The 15,159-nt window shown below is 75.8% G+C and carries 14 protein-coding genes; 6 read left to right on the forward strand and 8 right to left on the reverse strand.

Annotated features, from left to right (window positions below; translation table 11 throughout):
* The first annotated feature begins 82 nt into the window (after positions 1-82).
* Positions 83-520 carry a hypothetical protein gene (locus tag ACZ6ZT_RS13565; RefSeq protein ID WP_469719019.1) on the forward strand — a complete coding sequence of 146 codons (438 nt, stop codon included), beginning with the start codon at positions 83-85 and terminating at the stop codon, positions 518-520.
* Here the strand turns inward: ACZ6ZT_RS13565 and ACZ6ZT_RS13570 are convergent.
* A complete protein-coding gene (locus ACZ6ZT_RS13570; RefSeq protein WP_469719021.1) occupies positions 501-1,286 on the reverse strand; it encodes a hypothetical protein in 786 nt (261 codons plus the stop codon). The two genes, ACZ6ZT_RS13565 and ACZ6ZT_RS13570, sit on opposite strands and share 20 nt — an antisense overlap.
* 195 nt (positions 1,287-1,481) lie before the next feature.
* Between ACZ6ZT_RS13570 and ACZ6ZT_RS13575 the strand changes: the two genes are divergently transcribed.
* Positions 1,482-1,880, forward strand: coding sequence for a nuclear transport factor 2 family protein (locus tag ACZ6ZT_RS13575; protein WP_469719023.1), 399 nt, complete (start codon positions 1,482-1,484; stop codon positions 1,878-1,880).
* Between the two features lie 59 nt (positions 1,881-1,939).
* On the opposite strand, the gene ACZ6ZT_RS13580 is transcribed toward ACZ6ZT_RS13575, so the two are convergent.
* Both ACZ6ZT_RS13580 and ACZ6ZT_RS13585 read right to left on the reverse strand, forming a co-directional pair.
* Complete coding sequence (locus ACZ6ZT_RS13580; RefSeq protein WP_469719025.1) at positions 1,940-2,794, reverse strand: S1 family peptidase; 855 nt, start codon at positions 2,792-2,794, stop codon at positions 1,940-1,942.
* A 181-nt stretch (positions 2,795-2,975) separates the two neighbouring features.
* Entirely contained in the window at positions 2,976-3,632 is a 657-nt protein-coding gene (locus tag ACZ6ZT_RS13585) for an HPP family protein (RefSeq protein WP_469719027.1), read from the reverse strand.
* 111 nt (positions 3,633-3,743) lie between these two features.
* On the opposite strand from ACZ6ZT_RS13585, the gene ACZ6ZT_RS13590 reads away from it, so the two are divergent.
* Positions 3,744-4,526 (forward strand): Clp protease N-terminal domain-containing protein, encoded by a 783-nt coding sequence (locus tag ACZ6ZT_RS13590; protein WP_469719030.1) that lies wholly within the window; start codon positions 3,744-3,746, stop codon positions 4,524-4,526.
* Here ACZ6ZT_RS13590 and ACZ6ZT_RS13595 read toward each other — a convergent pair.
* Together ACZ6ZT_RS13595 and ACZ6ZT_RS13600 are read right to left on the reverse strand one after the other, a co-directional pair.
* On the reverse strand, positions 4,465-5,565 hold the full coding sequence (locus ACZ6ZT_RS13595) for an AI-2E family transporter (RefSeq protein WP_469719084.1): 1,101 nt from the start codon (positions 5,563-5,565) through the stop codon (positions 4,465-4,467). The two genes, ACZ6ZT_RS13590 and ACZ6ZT_RS13595, sit on opposite strands and share 62 nt — an antisense overlap.
* Before the next feature lie 207 nt (positions 5,566-5,772).
* Entirely contained in the window at positions 5,773-5,967 is a 195-nt protein-coding gene (locus ACZ6ZT_RS13600; protein WP_469719034.1) for a DUF3046 domain-containing protein, read from the reverse strand.
* An 80-nt stretch (positions 5,968-6,047) separates the two neighbouring features.
* Here ACZ6ZT_RS13600 and ACZ6ZT_RS13605 point away from each other — a divergent pair, with 80 nt between their 5' ends.
* The gene (locus ACZ6ZT_RS13605; protein ID WP_469719036.1) at positions 6,048-7,016 is read left to right on the forward strand and encodes a hypothetical protein; all 969 of its coding nucleotides are present in this window, start codon (positions 6,048-6,050) and stop codon (positions 7,014-7,016) included.
* 12 nt (positions 7,017-7,028) lie between these two features.
* Here the strand turns inward: ACZ6ZT_RS13605 and ACZ6ZT_RS13610 are convergent, their stop codons facing one another.
* The 3 genes from ACZ6ZT_RS13610 to ACZ6ZT_RS13620 all read right to left on the reverse strand — a co-directional run bounded on the left by ACZ6ZT_RS13610 (position 7,029) and on the right by ACZ6ZT_RS13620 (position 9,005).
* Positions 7,029-7,337, reverse strand: a complete 309-nt coding sequence (locus ACZ6ZT_RS13610; RefSeq protein ID WP_469719038.1) for an AzlD domain-containing protein — start codon at positions 7,335-7,337, stop codon at positions 7,029-7,031.
* Positions 7,334-8,050 carry an AzlC family ABC transporter permease gene (locus ACZ6ZT_RS13615; RefSeq protein WP_469719040.1) on the reverse strand — a complete coding sequence of 239 codons (717 nt, stop codon included), beginning with the start codon at positions 8,048-8,050 and terminating at the stop codon, positions 7,334-7,336. Before ACZ6ZT_RS13615 ends, ACZ6ZT_RS13610 begins: the two co-directional genes overlap by 4 nt.
* Before the next feature lie 100 nt (positions 8,051-8,150).
* Complete coding sequence (locus ACZ6ZT_RS13620; protein ID WP_469719042.1) at positions 8,151-9,005, reverse strand: AraC family transcriptional regulator; 855 nt, start codon at positions 9,003-9,005, stop codon at positions 8,151-8,153.
* 79 nt (positions 9,006-9,084) lie between these two features.
* On the opposite strand from ACZ6ZT_RS13620, the gene ACZ6ZT_RS13625 reads away from it, so the two are divergent.
* Together ACZ6ZT_RS13625 and ACZ6ZT_RS13630 are read left to right on the forward strand one after the other, a co-directional pair.
* A complete protein-coding gene (locus tag ACZ6ZT_RS13625; protein WP_469719044.1) occupies positions 9,085-13,677 on the forward strand; it encodes an ATP-dependent helicase in 4,593 nt (1,530 codons plus the stop codon).
* A gap of 646 nt (positions 13,678-14,323) precedes the next feature.
* Positions 14,324-15,136 (forward strand): Fpg/Nei family DNA glycosylase, encoded by an 813-nt coding sequence (locus tag ACZ6ZT_RS13630; protein ID WP_469719046.1) that lies wholly within the window; start codon positions 14,324-14,326, stop codon positions 15,134-15,136.
* Positions 15,137-15,159: the final 23 nt, after the last annotated feature.

Genomic DNA, 15,159 nt, shown 5'->3' on the forward strand with positions numbered 1-15,159 from the left:
GTCCGCGGCCGTGCCCCTTGAGCGGGTGAGCATGACGCATGGGTCGGGCCGTCCGGCTCGCGCGAGTGCCCTTGGGGAGATCATGAAGACGTCGAGGCGCCCTGCCGTACCGCTGGCCCTGGGGCTGCTCCTGGCCGCCGTCACCGCCGCCGTACCGGCCGCCGCGCAGGCCCGCCCGTCCTCGGCGGGGACGGCTCCGGCCGCCACGCGGGTGACGCTGACGAACCTGGACGACGGCCGGAACCTGGCCGTGAGCCCCGGCGACGACGTGGAGGTGCGGCTCACCGCCTACCGCGCCGACGGGCTTTCCTACACCTGGGAGCTTCCGGTGTCCGACGCCTCCCTGGTCCTGCCGCGGACCTCGGGCGCCACGACACCGGCCGGCGGAGCGAACGCCGTCTTCCACGCGCAAGGCCCCGGCACCGCCACGATCACCGCGCTGCGCCACTGCCGCCCCGACCCCGGCCGCGCCTGCCCCGCCCTCGTCGCGCCTTGGAAGATCACGGCAGCGGTGAAGTGACGGGGCGTCCCGCCGGCTCCTGACCGGGGCCGGCGGCGTCCCAGCGCAGGGCGGCGACCGTGGCCGGGACGGCGACCAGCAGCGAGAGCGCCGCCGTCAGGGCCACGGCCGTCCAGCCGTCGGCGGCCCAGCGGGCGAGGAACCCCGCGGCGAGCGGGACGCCCACCACGCCCACCCCCTTCGCCAGGCCGAACCGGACCCGGGGCGGGTACGGCCGCCCGGCGGCCACCCGACGGGCCCGCCGCGCGGCACCGAACGCGGCGATGAGGGCCAGGGTTCCCGCCCAGGCGCCGAGCAGCGCCGGCGCGGCGTCCATGGCGGCCTTCTCGTCCGGCAGCCCGGGCAGGGTCTCGACGGCGCCGTCCCGGCTGTCGGAGACAGAGACGGAGACGGAGACCTGGACGTCGCGCCAGGTGGTGACCTCCACCTCGGTCCCCGGACGGACCCGCTCCGACTGCGCCCCGCCCGCGCGCAGGTCGAGCGGCCGGTTCGCGGGGGCCGGGACCGGCGGCCGCAGCCGTACGCGGAAGACCGTGGCCCGGCCGCTGCGGGCGTTCCCGGCGGAGAGCACCACGGCCCGGACGGTGCGCAGGCGGTCCGGGGTCTCCCCGGCCCCGCCGCAGGGCCGCGCGTCCGAGAACGCCCTCTCGTCGGCGACCGCTCGCGGTACCCCGAGGGCGAAGGCGGCCGAGGCCGCCAGCAGTACCGGCCCGAGCAGCGCCCAGGCCCCCGCGCGCCACCACTCCCGCCGCCCCACGCGTCCCACCCTGTTCCGCCTGTTCCGCCCGTTCCGCCCGTTCCCCCGTGACCACTGCCATTCCCTCAGCCCCCCGTTCCCGGACCAGTGGGCCACACCCCGTCGGCCGCTCGCCAGGCCGGGTCACGGCAGCCGTATCCGTACCGGACTGCCGCGCCCCGGCAACGCGCTGCGGGTGCGGTGGGGCCGACGCATGATGGAGGCATGGGAGAGCGCGAAGACTTCCTGGCCTGGGTCAGGACCGACCTGTACGAGGCGGAGATCGCGCTGCACAACGGGGACCCGGCGCCCCGGCGGGCGCTCTGGTCGCGCGCGGAGCCGGTCAGCGTGCTGGGGGCCTGGCGCAACGCGCTGGGGCAGGGGGAGCTCGACGCGCTGTTCTCGGCCCTCGGCGAGAGCTTCTCGCGGTGCACGTCCTACGCGTTCGAGCTGCTGGCGTACGACGTCGTGGGGGACATGGCGTACACCGCGGGCCTGGAACACCTGTCCGTGTCGGTCGACGGGGAGCCGCGCGCCTTCACCCTGCGGGCCACCCAGACCTACCGTCGTGAGGACGGCCGTTGGCGGGTGGCCCACCGGCACGGCGACACCGTGACCGGGTGACGCCCGGCCCCCGCACACCAGGGTGAGGGCGGCCGGGCGGGCGCGGGTGGCGCGCGGTGTTACGGCTTCGGCAGGACGCAGCCGGGGCGGTTCAGGTCGATCTGGTTGCCGGGGCCTATGCAGGGGACGAGGATGTACGTCTCCTGCGCGTAGTTGATGCCCTGCCGGACCGTCACCGCGCCGTTCTCGTCGACCTCGCACGGGTTGTTGTCCGTGCAGCGCTGGCCGTCCTCGTTGCCCGTGTTGTTGACGGCGACGACCTTGCCGGTCGCCGTGTCGATCACCGGCGAGCCGGAGGTCCCGCCGATGGTGTTACAGGACGAGGTGTAGCGGACCGAGTCCTTCCAGGTCCAGGAGCCCTCCTTGAGGCGGTACGCGAACCCGTCGACGTTGCAGCTGTAGGTGCGCTTCCAGTAGCCGGACACCACCTTGATGGACGAACCCTGCGTGGGGTGGGCGTCGTTGAGGGTGAGCGCGCTGATCCCGTACTGGCTCTGGATCTGCGCGTACGTCTTGGTCAGCTGGTACAGCGAGACGTCGGTGTCCGTCATCGTCCCGTACGCGATCTTGCTCGCCCGCAGCGTCGCGACCGCCGAGCCCGAGGCGTTGAGCAGCGAGAACGAGCGGCTGGAGGCCCGGTTGACGAGGACCTGGCCGGGCGCCGGGAAGCCGGTCTCCAGGCAGTGTCCGTTGGAGAGGACGAGGGCCGGGTCGCCCGGCTGGGAGTTGGGCGTACGGACGACCGAGCCGGAGCAGTTGCTGAGCGCGACGGTACCCGCGTAGGTGACGGCGGCGGGCGCCGCCGCCCTGGCCGTCGACGCGCCGGTGTCCTGCGGCGCCGAGGCAACGGCCGGCGCCGCCGCGGCTCCTGTGAGGAGCAGGGACAGCGCGAGGCCGGCGAGAGGCTTGTTCATGTGGGGGTTCCCCTCTGATGACGAATGCGACCGAAGATCCTTCGGTTGTCATGCGCATTCTCAAGCGGCCGGAGCCAACTCACAAGAGGGCCACCCCAGTTGAACCAGCACTCCCACCGGGCGAAGTCCGCCCCTTACGTGGCCGGAACCAGCCCCCCACCCCCGGCGCGCACCGCCCGCCTCACCACCAGTACACGGGATACCGCACGGCTCCCGGCCGCAGCCGCGAGGCGACCACGCCGGCCAGCACCAGCACCGCCGCGGCGCCGGCCAGCAACGGCACGAACCACACCGGGTCCGGCGCCTGGAGCACCACCACCACGGTGCTCGCCGCCGCCGGTGAATGCGGGGTCCGCGCCAGCGTCATGACCCCCACCGCCACCCCCGCCCCCAGCGCCGCCACCCACGGGGCGCTCCCGCACACACCCAGCGCCAGGTAGCCGACCGCCGCGCACAGCAGGTGCCCCGCGACGACGCTGCGCGGCTGGGCCAGCGGCAGCGCGGGCACCCCGTAGACGATGGCCGCGCTCGCCGCGATCGGCGGGATGAGTACGGGTTCGCGCAGCAGCGCCCCCGCGCCGACCAGCACGAGCAGTGCGGCGGCCGCCACCCCGCCGCTGTGCAGGGCGGTGACCCGGGCGGGTGCGACGGGCGCGGGGGCCCGCCCCGCGAGCGGCCCCAGCACGGCCGCCCGGCCACGGCCGGGCCCGGGCGGGGCGGCGCGGTGCGGCGGGGCGGCCCGCTCCGGCGGATCGGCCTGCTCCGGCAGATCGGCCTGTTTCGGCGGGGCGACCCGTTCCGGCGGGGCCGTCTGTCCGGTTCTCGTATCCACGCTCATCCGGCCAGGTGTAGCGGCGCCTCACATCCCCGCCCTATACGCCCCGGACCGACCAACCGAGTGACAACCAACGGTTGACACTCGCCCGACTGTCAACCTAGGGTTGCACCCATGACGAACCCTTCCGTGGAACCCGTGGAACCCGTCCGCATGACCAACCCGGTCCGCCTCGACGACCTGATCGAGGCCATCAAGAAGGTCCACACCGACACCCTGGAGCAGCTCAGCGGCGCCGTCGTCGCCGCCGAGGCCCTCGGCGACGTGGCCGACCACCTGATCGGACACTTCGTCGACCAGGCCCGCCGCTCCGGCGCCTCCTGGACCGACATCGGCCGCAGCATGGGCGTCACCCGCCAGGCCGCCCAGAAGCGCTTCGTACCCAAGGCCGACAAAGAGGGCGACGCCCCCCTCGACGCCGCCCAGGGCTTCGCCCGCTTCACCCCCCGCGCCCGCAACGTCGTCGTCACCGCCCAGAACGAGGCCCGCTCCGGCGGCCACGCCGAGATCCGCCCCGAGCACCTGATCCTGGGCCTGCTCGCCGAGCCCGAGGGCGCCTGGGCCACGGTCCTCGCCCCCCGCGGGCTCACGCCCGACGCCGTGCGCGCCGCCGTCACCGCCGCCCTGCCCGAGCCCTCCGCCGAGCCCCTGCCCGCCCTCATCCCCTTCGACACCGGCGCCAAGAAGGCCCTGGAGCTCACCTTCCGCGAAGCCCTGCGGATGGGCCACGCCTACGTCGGCACCGAGCACATCCTGCTCGCCCTGCTCGAACTGGAGGACGGCGACGGCGTGCTGAGCGGCCTCGGGCTCGACAAAGCCGGGGCGGAGGCCCGTGTCACCGCGCTCCTGGCCACCATGACCGGCGGGTCCGCCGGGGAGTCCGCCGGGGCGTCCTGACCGGCGCCGGTTCGGTGACCTCGTACCGCTTGACGTAGGCGCCGAGGAAGGCCTGGAGGGTCGCGACGGCCGGGATCGCGATGAGCGCCCCGACCGCGCCCAGCAGGGCGGTGCCCGCGATCACCGACCCGAAGGCCACCGCCGGGTGGATGTCCACCGTCCGCGCGGTCAGCTTCGGCTGGAGCACGTAGTTCTCGAACTGCTGGTACACCACCACGAATCCGAGCACGTACACGGCGTACCAGGGGTTGACCGTGAAGGCGATCAGCATCGGCAGCGCGCCCGCCAGGTAGGTGCCGATGGTGGGGATGAACTGGGAGACCAGCCCCACCCACACCGCGAGGGCGGGCGCGTACGGTACATCGAGGAACACGAAGACGACGTAGTGCGCGATGCCGGAGACCAGCGCCATCAGGCCGCGGGAGTAGAGGTACCCGCCCGTCTTGGCGACGGCGATCTCCCAGGCCCGCAGCACCTCCGCCTGCTTGGCGGGCGGCAGTACGGAGCACAGCGCGCGCCGCAGCCGGGGCCCGTCGGCGGCGAAGTAGAAGGCGAACAGGCCGACCGTCAGCAGCCTGAAGAGGCCGCCGAGCACGGTGGTCGACACGTCGAGCACGCCGGACGCGCTGTTCTGGACGTACTTCTGGAGCCAGTCCGAGTGCAGCAGGCTGTCCTGGATGTCCAGCCGGGACAGGTCGGTGTGGAAGGTGGTGTTGATCCACTTGATGACCGAGTCGAGGGTCCCGGGGAAGCCCTCCACGATGTCGACGATCTGACCGGCGAGCATCGAGCCGAGCAGCGCGATGAAGCCGGCGCTCGCGGCGAACACCAGGAGGGAGACCAGGAAGGTGGCCAGTCCGCGGCGCATGCCGCGGGCCGCCATCCGGGCCACGGCGGGTTCGATCGCGAGCGCGAGGAAGAACGCGATCAGGATGTTGATCAGCAGCCCGATCAGCTGGTGGAAGGCCCAGCTGCCGAGCTGGAAGCAGGCGACCAGGGCCAGTACGACGACCACCGCGCGCGGCAGCCACCTCGGCATCCGGGCGTCCGGGCCCGGGGCCGACGGCGGGGCCGGGGAGGGCGGCGGCCCGGCCGGCGGCTCTCCCCGAGGTTCGGCGGTCGGTTCGGTCGTCGTCTCATCACTGGCTGCCACGCCGACAGTCTGCCCCGCCCGTCCCCCGAACCGCGAAGCGGTGCCCGCGTCAGCGGGAAGCGGGGCCCTCGTCAGTGCGCAGCGGTGCCCGCGTCAGCGCCGCGAGGCCGGTACGTCCATCGCCGCGCACACCGCGCGCCACACGTCCCTGGCCTCCCAGCCGGCCTCCAGCGCCTGGTGGACGGTGCGCCCGCCGAGCTCCGTCATCACGTGGTCCCGGGCGAAGGAGTCCGCGTAGGCCGCACCGAAGTGCTCCGCCATCCGCTCCCAGAAAATCGTCAACCGCATGCCTCCAGTATCCCGCCCAGGAGAGTGCACCCACCCCATTGGCCCCCTCCGCCCCGACCGGGCGCCCTACGGTGGCACGCATGCCTGGAGACGCATCTCCCCCGCCGGCCCCGCCCGCCCCGTCCTCCCCACTGGCCCGCGCCGAACAGTTCATCTGGCTCACCGCCCGGGTGCTGGAACAGCGGCGGTTCTCCTTCCACTTCCTCGGCGGGGACGCCGACGCGGTGGACGCGGCCCTCGGCGCCTACCTGGGCGGCGACGGCGGTTACGGGCACGCACTGGACCCGGACTTGCGCGGCCCGCTGAGCCAGCCCCTGCACACGGCGCACGCCCTGCGGGTCCTGGACGGCCTCGGCCGCTGCTCGGGACAGCGCATCGAGCGGCTCTGCCGCCATCTCACCCGGATCTCCACCCCCGAGGGCGCGCTCCCGCTGGCCCTGCGCACCCACCCCGGCGCCCCGTACCGCCCCGTCTCCGACGACCCGCCGGGCGAGCTGCGGACCACCGGCCCCGTCGTCGGGATCCTGCACCGCAACCGGATCTGGCACGCCTGGCTGTTCCGGGCCACGGACTTCTGCTGGGAGCGGGTCGAGACGCTGCGCCACCCGCACCCGTACGAGGTGCAGGGCGCGGTGGCCTTCCTCGACGGCGCCCCCGACCGGTCCCGCGCCGCGGCGGCCGCCGACCGGCTGGGGCGGCTGGTGCGCGAGCGGCGCCTGGCGGTGCTCGACCCGGCCCGGCCCGAGGAGTACCCGGCCGCCCCCGGCTGCGCCCCGGAGGAGCGGCTGTACCCGTACGACTACGCGCGGCGGCCGGAGTCGACGGCCCGGAGCTGGTTCACGGACGAGGAGATGAGCCGCTCGCTGGACTTCCTGGCGGCCCGGCAGCAGCCCGACGGCGGCTGGCCGGTGTACCGCAGGCCCTGGACACCGGGCAGCTCGCTGGAGCGGCGCCCGATCGCGACGGTGGAGGCACTGCTGACGCTACGGGCCTACGGGAGGCAGCTGGGGGCTGCGGGACCCGCCGGGCCGGCCGGCCCGGCGGGATGAAAGGGGACCCGGTCAGCCCCCCAGCGCCCGCACCCCCGCCGTGACGACCACCGCCGCCGCGACCACGACCAGGAAGGGGGCGCGCAGCAGCAGGGCGATCCCGGCGGCGGCCAGCCCGGCGGCGCGCGCGTCGAGGACCAGCTCGTGGCCGGTGCTGAAGGTCTGCTGCGCGGTGAGCGCGGCGAGCAGCGCGACCGGCAGCAGGGCGGACAGCCGGCGCACCCCGGGCCGTTCCAGGGCCCCGGCCGGGACGAGCAGTCCGGCGAGCTTGACGGCGTAGCAGCCGACGACGGTGATGCCGATGGCGATCCAGACGTTCACGGTCGGCGTCCCTTCAGCCACAGCACGGCGGGCGCGGCCAGCGCGGCGATCAGTACGGGCACCCCGGAGGGCAGGACGGGCAGGAAACCCAGTCCGAGGACGAGGGCGAGGGCGGCGACGGCCCGCTCCGTGCCGGTCTTGAGCATCGGCGCGAGCAGCGCGAGGAACACGGCGGGCCCGGCCGCGTCCAGCCCCCAGGCGGAGGTGTCCCCGATGGCTTCGGCGCCGAGCGCGCCGAGCAGCGTGGTCAGGTTCCACAGCAGGTAGAGGCTGAGCCCGGTGACGGTGAAGCCGAGCCGGGCCGACCTGCGGTCGGGCTGGGCCAGCGCCACGGCGGTGGTCTCGTCGATCACCCAGTGCGCCGCCAGCGGCCGCACGGCGCGGGGCAGCGCGAGCAGCCGCGACAGCCGCAGCCCGTAGAAGGCGTTCCGGGTACCGAGGAAGAAGGCCCCGGCGGCCGCTGTGAAGGGGTTGCCGCCCGCCGCGAGCGCGCCGACCAGGGCGAACTGCGAGGTCCCGGTGAAGACGAGCAGGCTCAGCACGCAGGCCTGCGGCACGCTGATGCCGGCGCCGGCGGCGGTCACCCCGAACGCGAACCCCGACAGCCCGACGGCCACGCCCACCCCGAGCGCGTCGCGCACGACGGCGGCGCGCGGCCGCCCGGGGGCGGCGCCGTCGGGTACGGCCCCGTCGGGGGCCTCTCGTATCACCACTCGATGTTCTCCCACCCGGCGAACGTACGCGGGGCGGTGCGCCGGGGTCTTGTACGTTCTTGCACGCCGGGTCCCACGCCCCCCCGGCCCCCCAGCCGCCTCACCCCGCGGCGCGCTCCCGCCGGTACGCCCCGGGCGGGACGCCCACGATCCGGGTGAAGTGCCGGTTCAGGTGCGGCTGGTCCGTGAAGCCGACGGTGACGGCCGCCTCGGCGGGCGCGGTCCCCGCGTCGAGCAGCAGCCGCGCCCGGCGGACCCGGGCGTCGGTGAGCCAGGTGTGGGGCGGCATCCCGTACCGGTCCCGGAAGGCCCGCAGCAGCGCGAAGGGGCTGGTCCCGAGCTCCGCCGCGAGCTGCTCCAGCGAGGGCGGCCGGGCCATCCGCTCCTCCAGTACGGCCCGGGCCCGCTCGGCGTCGGCGGCGCCCGCGCGCCGTACCGTACGGGCGGGCAGCGGGCCCGCGTGCCGGGTGAGCATGCGCGCCACGACGCCCCGCAGCAGGGTGTCGGCGGCGAGCGCGTTCCCGGCCTCGGCGGCCCGGTGGACCTCGGTGATCATCCGCGCGGCGTCGGGGTCGGGAACCAGGTCGGCGGTGAAGCCCGGGGTGCCGCGCGGCCCCCCGACCTCGGCGGCGACCTCGGCGATCAGGCCCCGGGAGGGGTAGAGGGTGGCGTACGCCCAGCCCTCGGGCACCCCGGCGCGGGCGGTGTGCGCCACCTCGGGGTTGATCAGCACCACGCTGCCCGGTCCGGCCCGCAGGGTCCCGGCGGGCAGGCCGATCTCCTCGACGCCGCCGGTGACGGCCGCGATGACGTAGCCCTCGTGGGCGTGGCGGGGGAAGGTGTGGTGCACGTAGCGGGCGCACAGCAGGTCCAGCCCCGGCAGCTGCGGGTACTGCCAGTGCCGTGCCCACTCGCCGCGCCCGGCCTGCCGGCCGCCGCTCCCGTCGGTCCCCATGCCCCCATTCTGCGCGCCGCCCGCGGCCGCGTCCGCGCAGGTCCGGCCCGTTGTCAGTGGCGGGGTGCACGATGGGGGCATGGCCGGCGCTGCGCTCGATTCCTTCTCCCCCGCGACCCGCTCGTGGTTCACGGGGGCCTTCCGTACGCCCACCTCCGCCCAGGAGGGAGCCTGGCGGGCGATCGGGGAGGGCGCCGACGTCCTGGTCGTGGCGCCGACCGGATCCGGCAAGACGCTGGCCGCCTTCCTCGCCGCCCTCGACCGGCTGGCCTCCGAGCCGGTGCCGGCCGAGCCGAAGAAGCGCTGCCGCGTGCTGTACGTGTCCCCGCTGAAGGCCCTCGCGGTGGACGTGGAGCGCAACCTGCGCAGCCCGCTGACCGGGATCCGGCAGGAGTCGGCGCGCCTGGGCCTGCCCGAGCCGGACATCCGGGTCGGGATCCGCTCCGGCGACACCCCGCCCGCCGAGCGGCGCGCGCTGGCCACCCGGCCGCCGGACATCCTGATCACCACGCCGGAGTCGCTGTTCCTGATGCTGACCTCGGCCTCCCGGGAGGCGCTGACCGGCGTCGAGACGGTGATCCTGGACGAGGTGCACGCCGTGGCGGGGACCAAGCGCGGGGCGCACCTCGCGCTGTCCCTGGAGCGGCTGGACGAGCTGCTGCCGCGCCCCGCGCGCCGGATCGGGCTGTCGGCGACGGTCCGGCCGGTCGAGGAGGTGGCCCGCTACCTCGCCCCGCGCGGCCGGGTGGAGATCGTACAGCCGCCCTCGGACAAGGAGTTCGACCTGTCGGTGGTCGTCCCGGTCGAGGACATGGGCGTGCTGGGCGGCTCCCCCGCCACCGAGGGCAAGGAGGGCGGTGACAAGCCGTCGATCTGGCCGCATGTGGAGGAGCGGATCGTGGACCTGGTCCAGGCCCACCGGTCGACGATCGTGTTCGCCAACTCCCGCCGCCTCGCCGAGCGGCTGTGCAACCGGCTCAACGAGATCGCCTACGAGCGGGCCATGGGCGAGCCGATGCCGGAGGGCTCCCCGCCCGCCGAGGTCATGGCCCAGTCGGGGGCCGCGCTCGGTGCCCCGCCGCTGCTGGCCCGCGCGCACCACGGCTCGGTGTCCAAGGAGCAGCGGGCCCTGGTGGAGGAGGACCTGAAGGCGGGCCGGCTGCCCGCCGTGGTGGCCACCTCCAGCCTGGAGCTCGGCATCGACATGGGCGCCGTGGACCTGGTGGTGCAGGTGGAGTCGCCGCCCTCGGTGGCCTCCGGCCTCCAGCGCGTCGGCCGCGCCGGGCACCAGGTGGGCGCGGTCTCCACCGGGGTGGTGTTCCCCAAGTACCGGGGGGACCTGGTGCAGGCCGCGGTGGTCACCGAGCGGATGCGCACGGGATCGATCGAGTCCCTGCGCGTCCCCTCCAACCCACTGGACGTCCTCGCCCAGCAGCTCGTCGCGATGACGGCGATGGACACCTGGCAGCTGGACGACCTCCTGGCCCTGGTCCGGCGGGCGGCGCCGTTCGCGGCGCTGCCCGAGTCGGCGTTCACCTCGGTGCTCGACATGCTGGCCGGCCGCTACCCGTCGGACGCCTTCGCCGAGCTCAGACCCCGCGTGGTGTGGGACCGGGTGGCGGGGACCATCACGGGGCGGCCCGGCGCGCAGCGCCTCGCCGTCACCTCGGGCGGCACGATCCCGGACCGCGGCCTGTTCGGCGTCTTCCTGGCCGGCTCCGACCCCAAGAAGGGCGGCGGCCGGGTCGGCGAGCTCGACGAGGAGATGGTCTACGAGTCCCGCGTGGGGGACGTGTTCACCCTGGGCACCACGTCCTGGCGGATCGAGGACATCACCCGCGACCGGGTCCTGGTCACCCCCGCCCCCGGGGTGCCGGGCCGGCTCCCGTTCTGGAAGGGCGACCAGCTGGGCCGGCCCCTCGAACTGGGCCGCGCGGTCGGCGCGTTCCTGCGCGAGCTGGGCGGCCTCACCGAGGAGGACGGCCGGCTGCGGCTGCTGGCGGCAGGCCTGGACGCCCGGGCCGCCCAGAACGTCCTCGCCTACCTCGCCGAACAGCGCGAGGCGTGCGGGCACGTGCCGGACGACCGGACCATCGTGGTCGAGCGGTTCCGCGACGAGCTGGGCGACTGGCGGGTGGTGGTCCACTCCCCCTTCGGCGCGCAGGTGCACGCCCCCTGGGCGCTGGCGCTCGGTGCCCGGCTCGCCGAGAAGTACGGCATGGACGCCCAGGTGATGCACGCCGACGACGGCATCGTGCTGCGCCTGCCCGATGCCGACCTGCTCTCCATGGACCTGCTGGACCACGATCCGGCGGCCCCCGCCGCGGACTTCTCCTTCGACGACGAACAGGCCCCGCTCGGCGCGTCCGAGGTCGTCTTCGACCAGGGCGACGTCAGCGGGATCGTCACCGACCAGGTGGGCGGGTCGGCCCTGTTCGCCTCCCGGTTCCGCGAGTGCGCGGCCCGCGCGCTGCTGCTGCCGCGCCGCACCCCGGGCAAGCGCACCCCGCTGTGGCAGCAGCGCCAGCGGGCCTCGCAACTGCTGCAGGTGGCCTCCGAGTTCGGCTCCTTCCCGATCGTGCTGGAAGCCGTACGGGAATGCCTCCAGGACGTGTTCGACGTCCCCGGGCTGACCGAGCTGATGGGGGACATCGAGGCGCGCCGCGTACGCATGGTCGAGGTCACCACCCCCGAGCCCTCCCCCTTCGCCCGCTCCCTGCTGTTCGGTTACGTCGCCCAGTTCCTGTACGAGGGGGACTCACCGCTCGCCGAGCGGCGGGCGGCGGCCCTGTCGCTGGACTCCCGGCTGCTGGCCGAACTGCTCGGCCAGGCCGAGCTGCGCGAACTGCTCGACGCCGAGGTACTGGAGGAGCTGGAGCGGGAGCTCCAGTGGCTGACGGAGGACCGCCGGGCCAAGGACGCCGAGTCGGTGGCCGACCTGCTGCGGCTGCTGGGCCCGCTGACCGACGCGGAACTGGCGGCGCGCGGCGCCGAGTCCGGCTGGGCCCCGGAGCTGGCGGCGGCCCGCCGCGCGATCCGGGTCCGGATCGGCGGCGCGGAGCACTGGGCGGCGGTGGAGGACGCCGGCCGGCTGCGCGACGCGCTGGGCACGGCGCTGCCGGTCGGTGTCCCGGAGGCGTTCACCGAGCCGGTCAAGGACCCCCTCGGCGACCTGCTGGCCCGGTACGCGCGCACCCACGGCCCGTTCACCACCGCCGGCGCCGCCGCCCGCTTCGGCCTGGGCGCGGCGGTGACGGAGGGCGCCCTGCACCGGCTCGCGGCGGCGGGCCGGGTGGTGCAGGGCGAGTTCCACCCGGCGGGCATCGGGCAGGAGTGGTGCGACGCCGCGGTGCTGCGCCGGCTGCGACGCCGCTCGCTGGCGGCGCTGCGGCAGGAACTGGAGCCGGTTCCCCCGGCCTCGCTGGCCACCTTCCTGCCCCAGTGGCAGCACCTGGGCGGCGGGCTGCGCGGCATCGACGGCCTGGCCCGCGCCGTCGAACAGCTCCAGGGGGCCCCGGTGCCCGCCTCGGCGCTGGAGCGGCTGATCCTGCCCTCGCGGGTCGCCGGCTACTCCCCGGCCCTGCTCGACGAGCTGACCACCACCGGCGAGGTGGTGTGGGCGGGCGCGGGAGCCCTGGCCGGGAAGGACGGCTGGGTCTCCCTCTACCTGGCGGACGCGGCGCCCCTGCTGCTGCCGCCCGCCCACCCCCTGGAGCTCTCGCCGCTGCACCAGCGGGTACTGGAGGCCCTCTCCTCCGGGCACGCCCTGTTCTTCCGCCAGCTCGCGGAAACCGTCCGTACCGCCCTCCCGGAGGCCTCCGACCTGGCCCTCTCCTCGGCCCTGTGGGACCTGGCCTGGTCGGGCCGGGTGACGAACGACACCCTGGCCCCGCTGCGCTCCCTGCTGGGTTCGGGCCGCACGGCGGGGGCCACCGCGCACCGGGCACGCCGTACGGTGCCGCGCGGCCGGTACGGGTCCCTCAGCGCCTCGGTCTCCCGTACGGGCCCGCCCACGGTCTCGGGCCGCTGGTCGCTGCTCCCGGACCCCGCGCCCGACCCCACGCACCGCGCCCACGCGCTCGCCCGCACCCTGCTGGACCGGCACGGGGTGGTCACCCGGGGGGCGGTGGCCGCCGAGGGGGTCGAGGGCGGGTTCAGCGCGGTGTACCGGATCCTGTCCGCCTTCGAGGACAGCGGGCAGGCCCGCCGGGGCTATGTGGTGGAGGGACTGGGCGCGGCCCAGTTCGCGATGGACGGCGCGGTGGACCGGCTCCGGGCCGCCGAGCGGACCCCGCCCCCGCTGGCGGCGGTGGTCCTGGCCGCCGCCGACCCGGCGAACGCGTACGGGGCGGCCCTGCCCTGGCCGGAGCCCCCGGCCGGCGCCACCCACAAGCCCGGCCGCAAGGCGGGCTCCCTGGTGGTCCTGGTCGACGGTGACCTCACCCTGTACCTGGAGCGCGGCGGCAAGACCCTGCTGGCCTGGCCGGATGCGGGGGACCCGCGCCTCGCGGCGGCGACGGCGGCCCTGGTGGCGGCCTCCCGCGCGGGCACCCTGCCCGACCTGACGGTGGAGCGGATCAACGCCACCGCGGCCCTGACCTCCCCGCTCGGTACCCCCCTGGAAGAAGCCGGCTTCCACGCCACCCCAAGAGGCCTCCGCCTGCGCCGCTGACGCCCCGGCCGACGGGCGCCGGCAGTGGGGCCGAAGGGCTGCGCACCGGCCCCGCCCCCTCGGCCGCCACCAAGGCCGCCGACGCACGCTGCCGGGGTGTCCGCCCGCAGGAAGGGCCTGACCCTGAAGCAAGGCCCGCACACCACCCGCACCGCCCCCGACCGGCCCCCCGCCCCGGCGCCCGGGGCGCGGTGGGCCGACCCGTCCGCACGGCGCGAGAGCCCACCCCGCCCACCCCGCCCCGGAGCCCGCCCGTCCCTCCGTGCGAAAGCCCGCCCCGTCCACCCCGCGCGGTGACTCGCCCCGCCCGTCCGGCCCGCTGCCGGCGCCCGCTCCCCTGCCCTAGGCCCTGGCCCCGGGGCGCGAAGCACGACCCGACCCCGCCCTCGGGTCCCGGCCCGCCACCACTCCCGGAGCCCGCATCCGGCGCCCGCTCCCAGCCCTGAGCTGGCCTCGGGGCGCGAAGCACGACCCGACCCCGCTCTCGGATCCGGCCCCACCCCCGCCCGGAGCGAACCCGCCCCGCTCCCCGAGCCCGCTCCGCGCCCCGGAACCCGTTCCCCGGCCCGGCGCCCGACTCCGCCGCCCCGACCCCCGCCCGCCCCCGTTCCACCCCACCGGAGCCCGGTCGCGCGACAATGGGGCCATGCCCGAAGGAGACAGCGTCCACCGCGCGGCGGCCCGCCTCCATACCGCGCTCGCCGGCAAGCCCCTGACCACCGCCGACCTGCGCGTCCCCCGCTTCGCCACCGCCGACCTCACCGGCCGCACCACCCTGGACGTCACCCCGCGCGGCAAACATCTCCTGACCCGCCTCGAAGGCGGCCTCACCCTCCACAGCCACCTGCGCATGGACGGCGCCTGGTACGTCTTCCACCCCGGCCAGAAGTGGCGCGGCGGCCCCGAGTACGAGATCCGGGCCGTCCTCGGCACCGCCGACGCCACCGCCGTCGGCTACCGCCTGCCCGTCCTGGAACTGCTCCGCACCGCCGAGGAGGACCGCGTGGTGGGGCATCTGGGCCCCGACCTCCTCGGCCCCGACTGGGACCCGGCCAAGGCGGCGGCCAACCTCCTCGCCGCCCCCGAGCGCCCGCTGGGGGAGGCCCTGCTCGACCAGCGCAACCTGGCCGGCATCGGCAACATCTACAAGGCGGAGGTCTGCTTCCTCGCGCAGGCCACCCCCTGGACCCCGGTCGGCGACCTCCCCGACCCCGAGACCACCCTGCCCCGGCTGGCCGCCGCCTCCCAGCGCCTGCTGGCCGCGAACACCGGCGACGCCGCCCACCGCCGCCACCGCAACACCACCGGCCGCCACCGCCCCGGCCAGGAGCTGTTCGTCTACGGCCGCGCCAACCGCCCCTGCCTGCGCTGCGGCACCCCCGTCCGCGAGGCCCCGCAGGACGGCCGCCCCACGTACTGGTGCCCGAGCTGCCAGACCGGTCCGGCCCCGGCAGCATAGTTGACGCCCCGTCAGATCCACTC

The organism is Streptomyces sp. NPDC102258 (genome assembly GCF_055584685.1).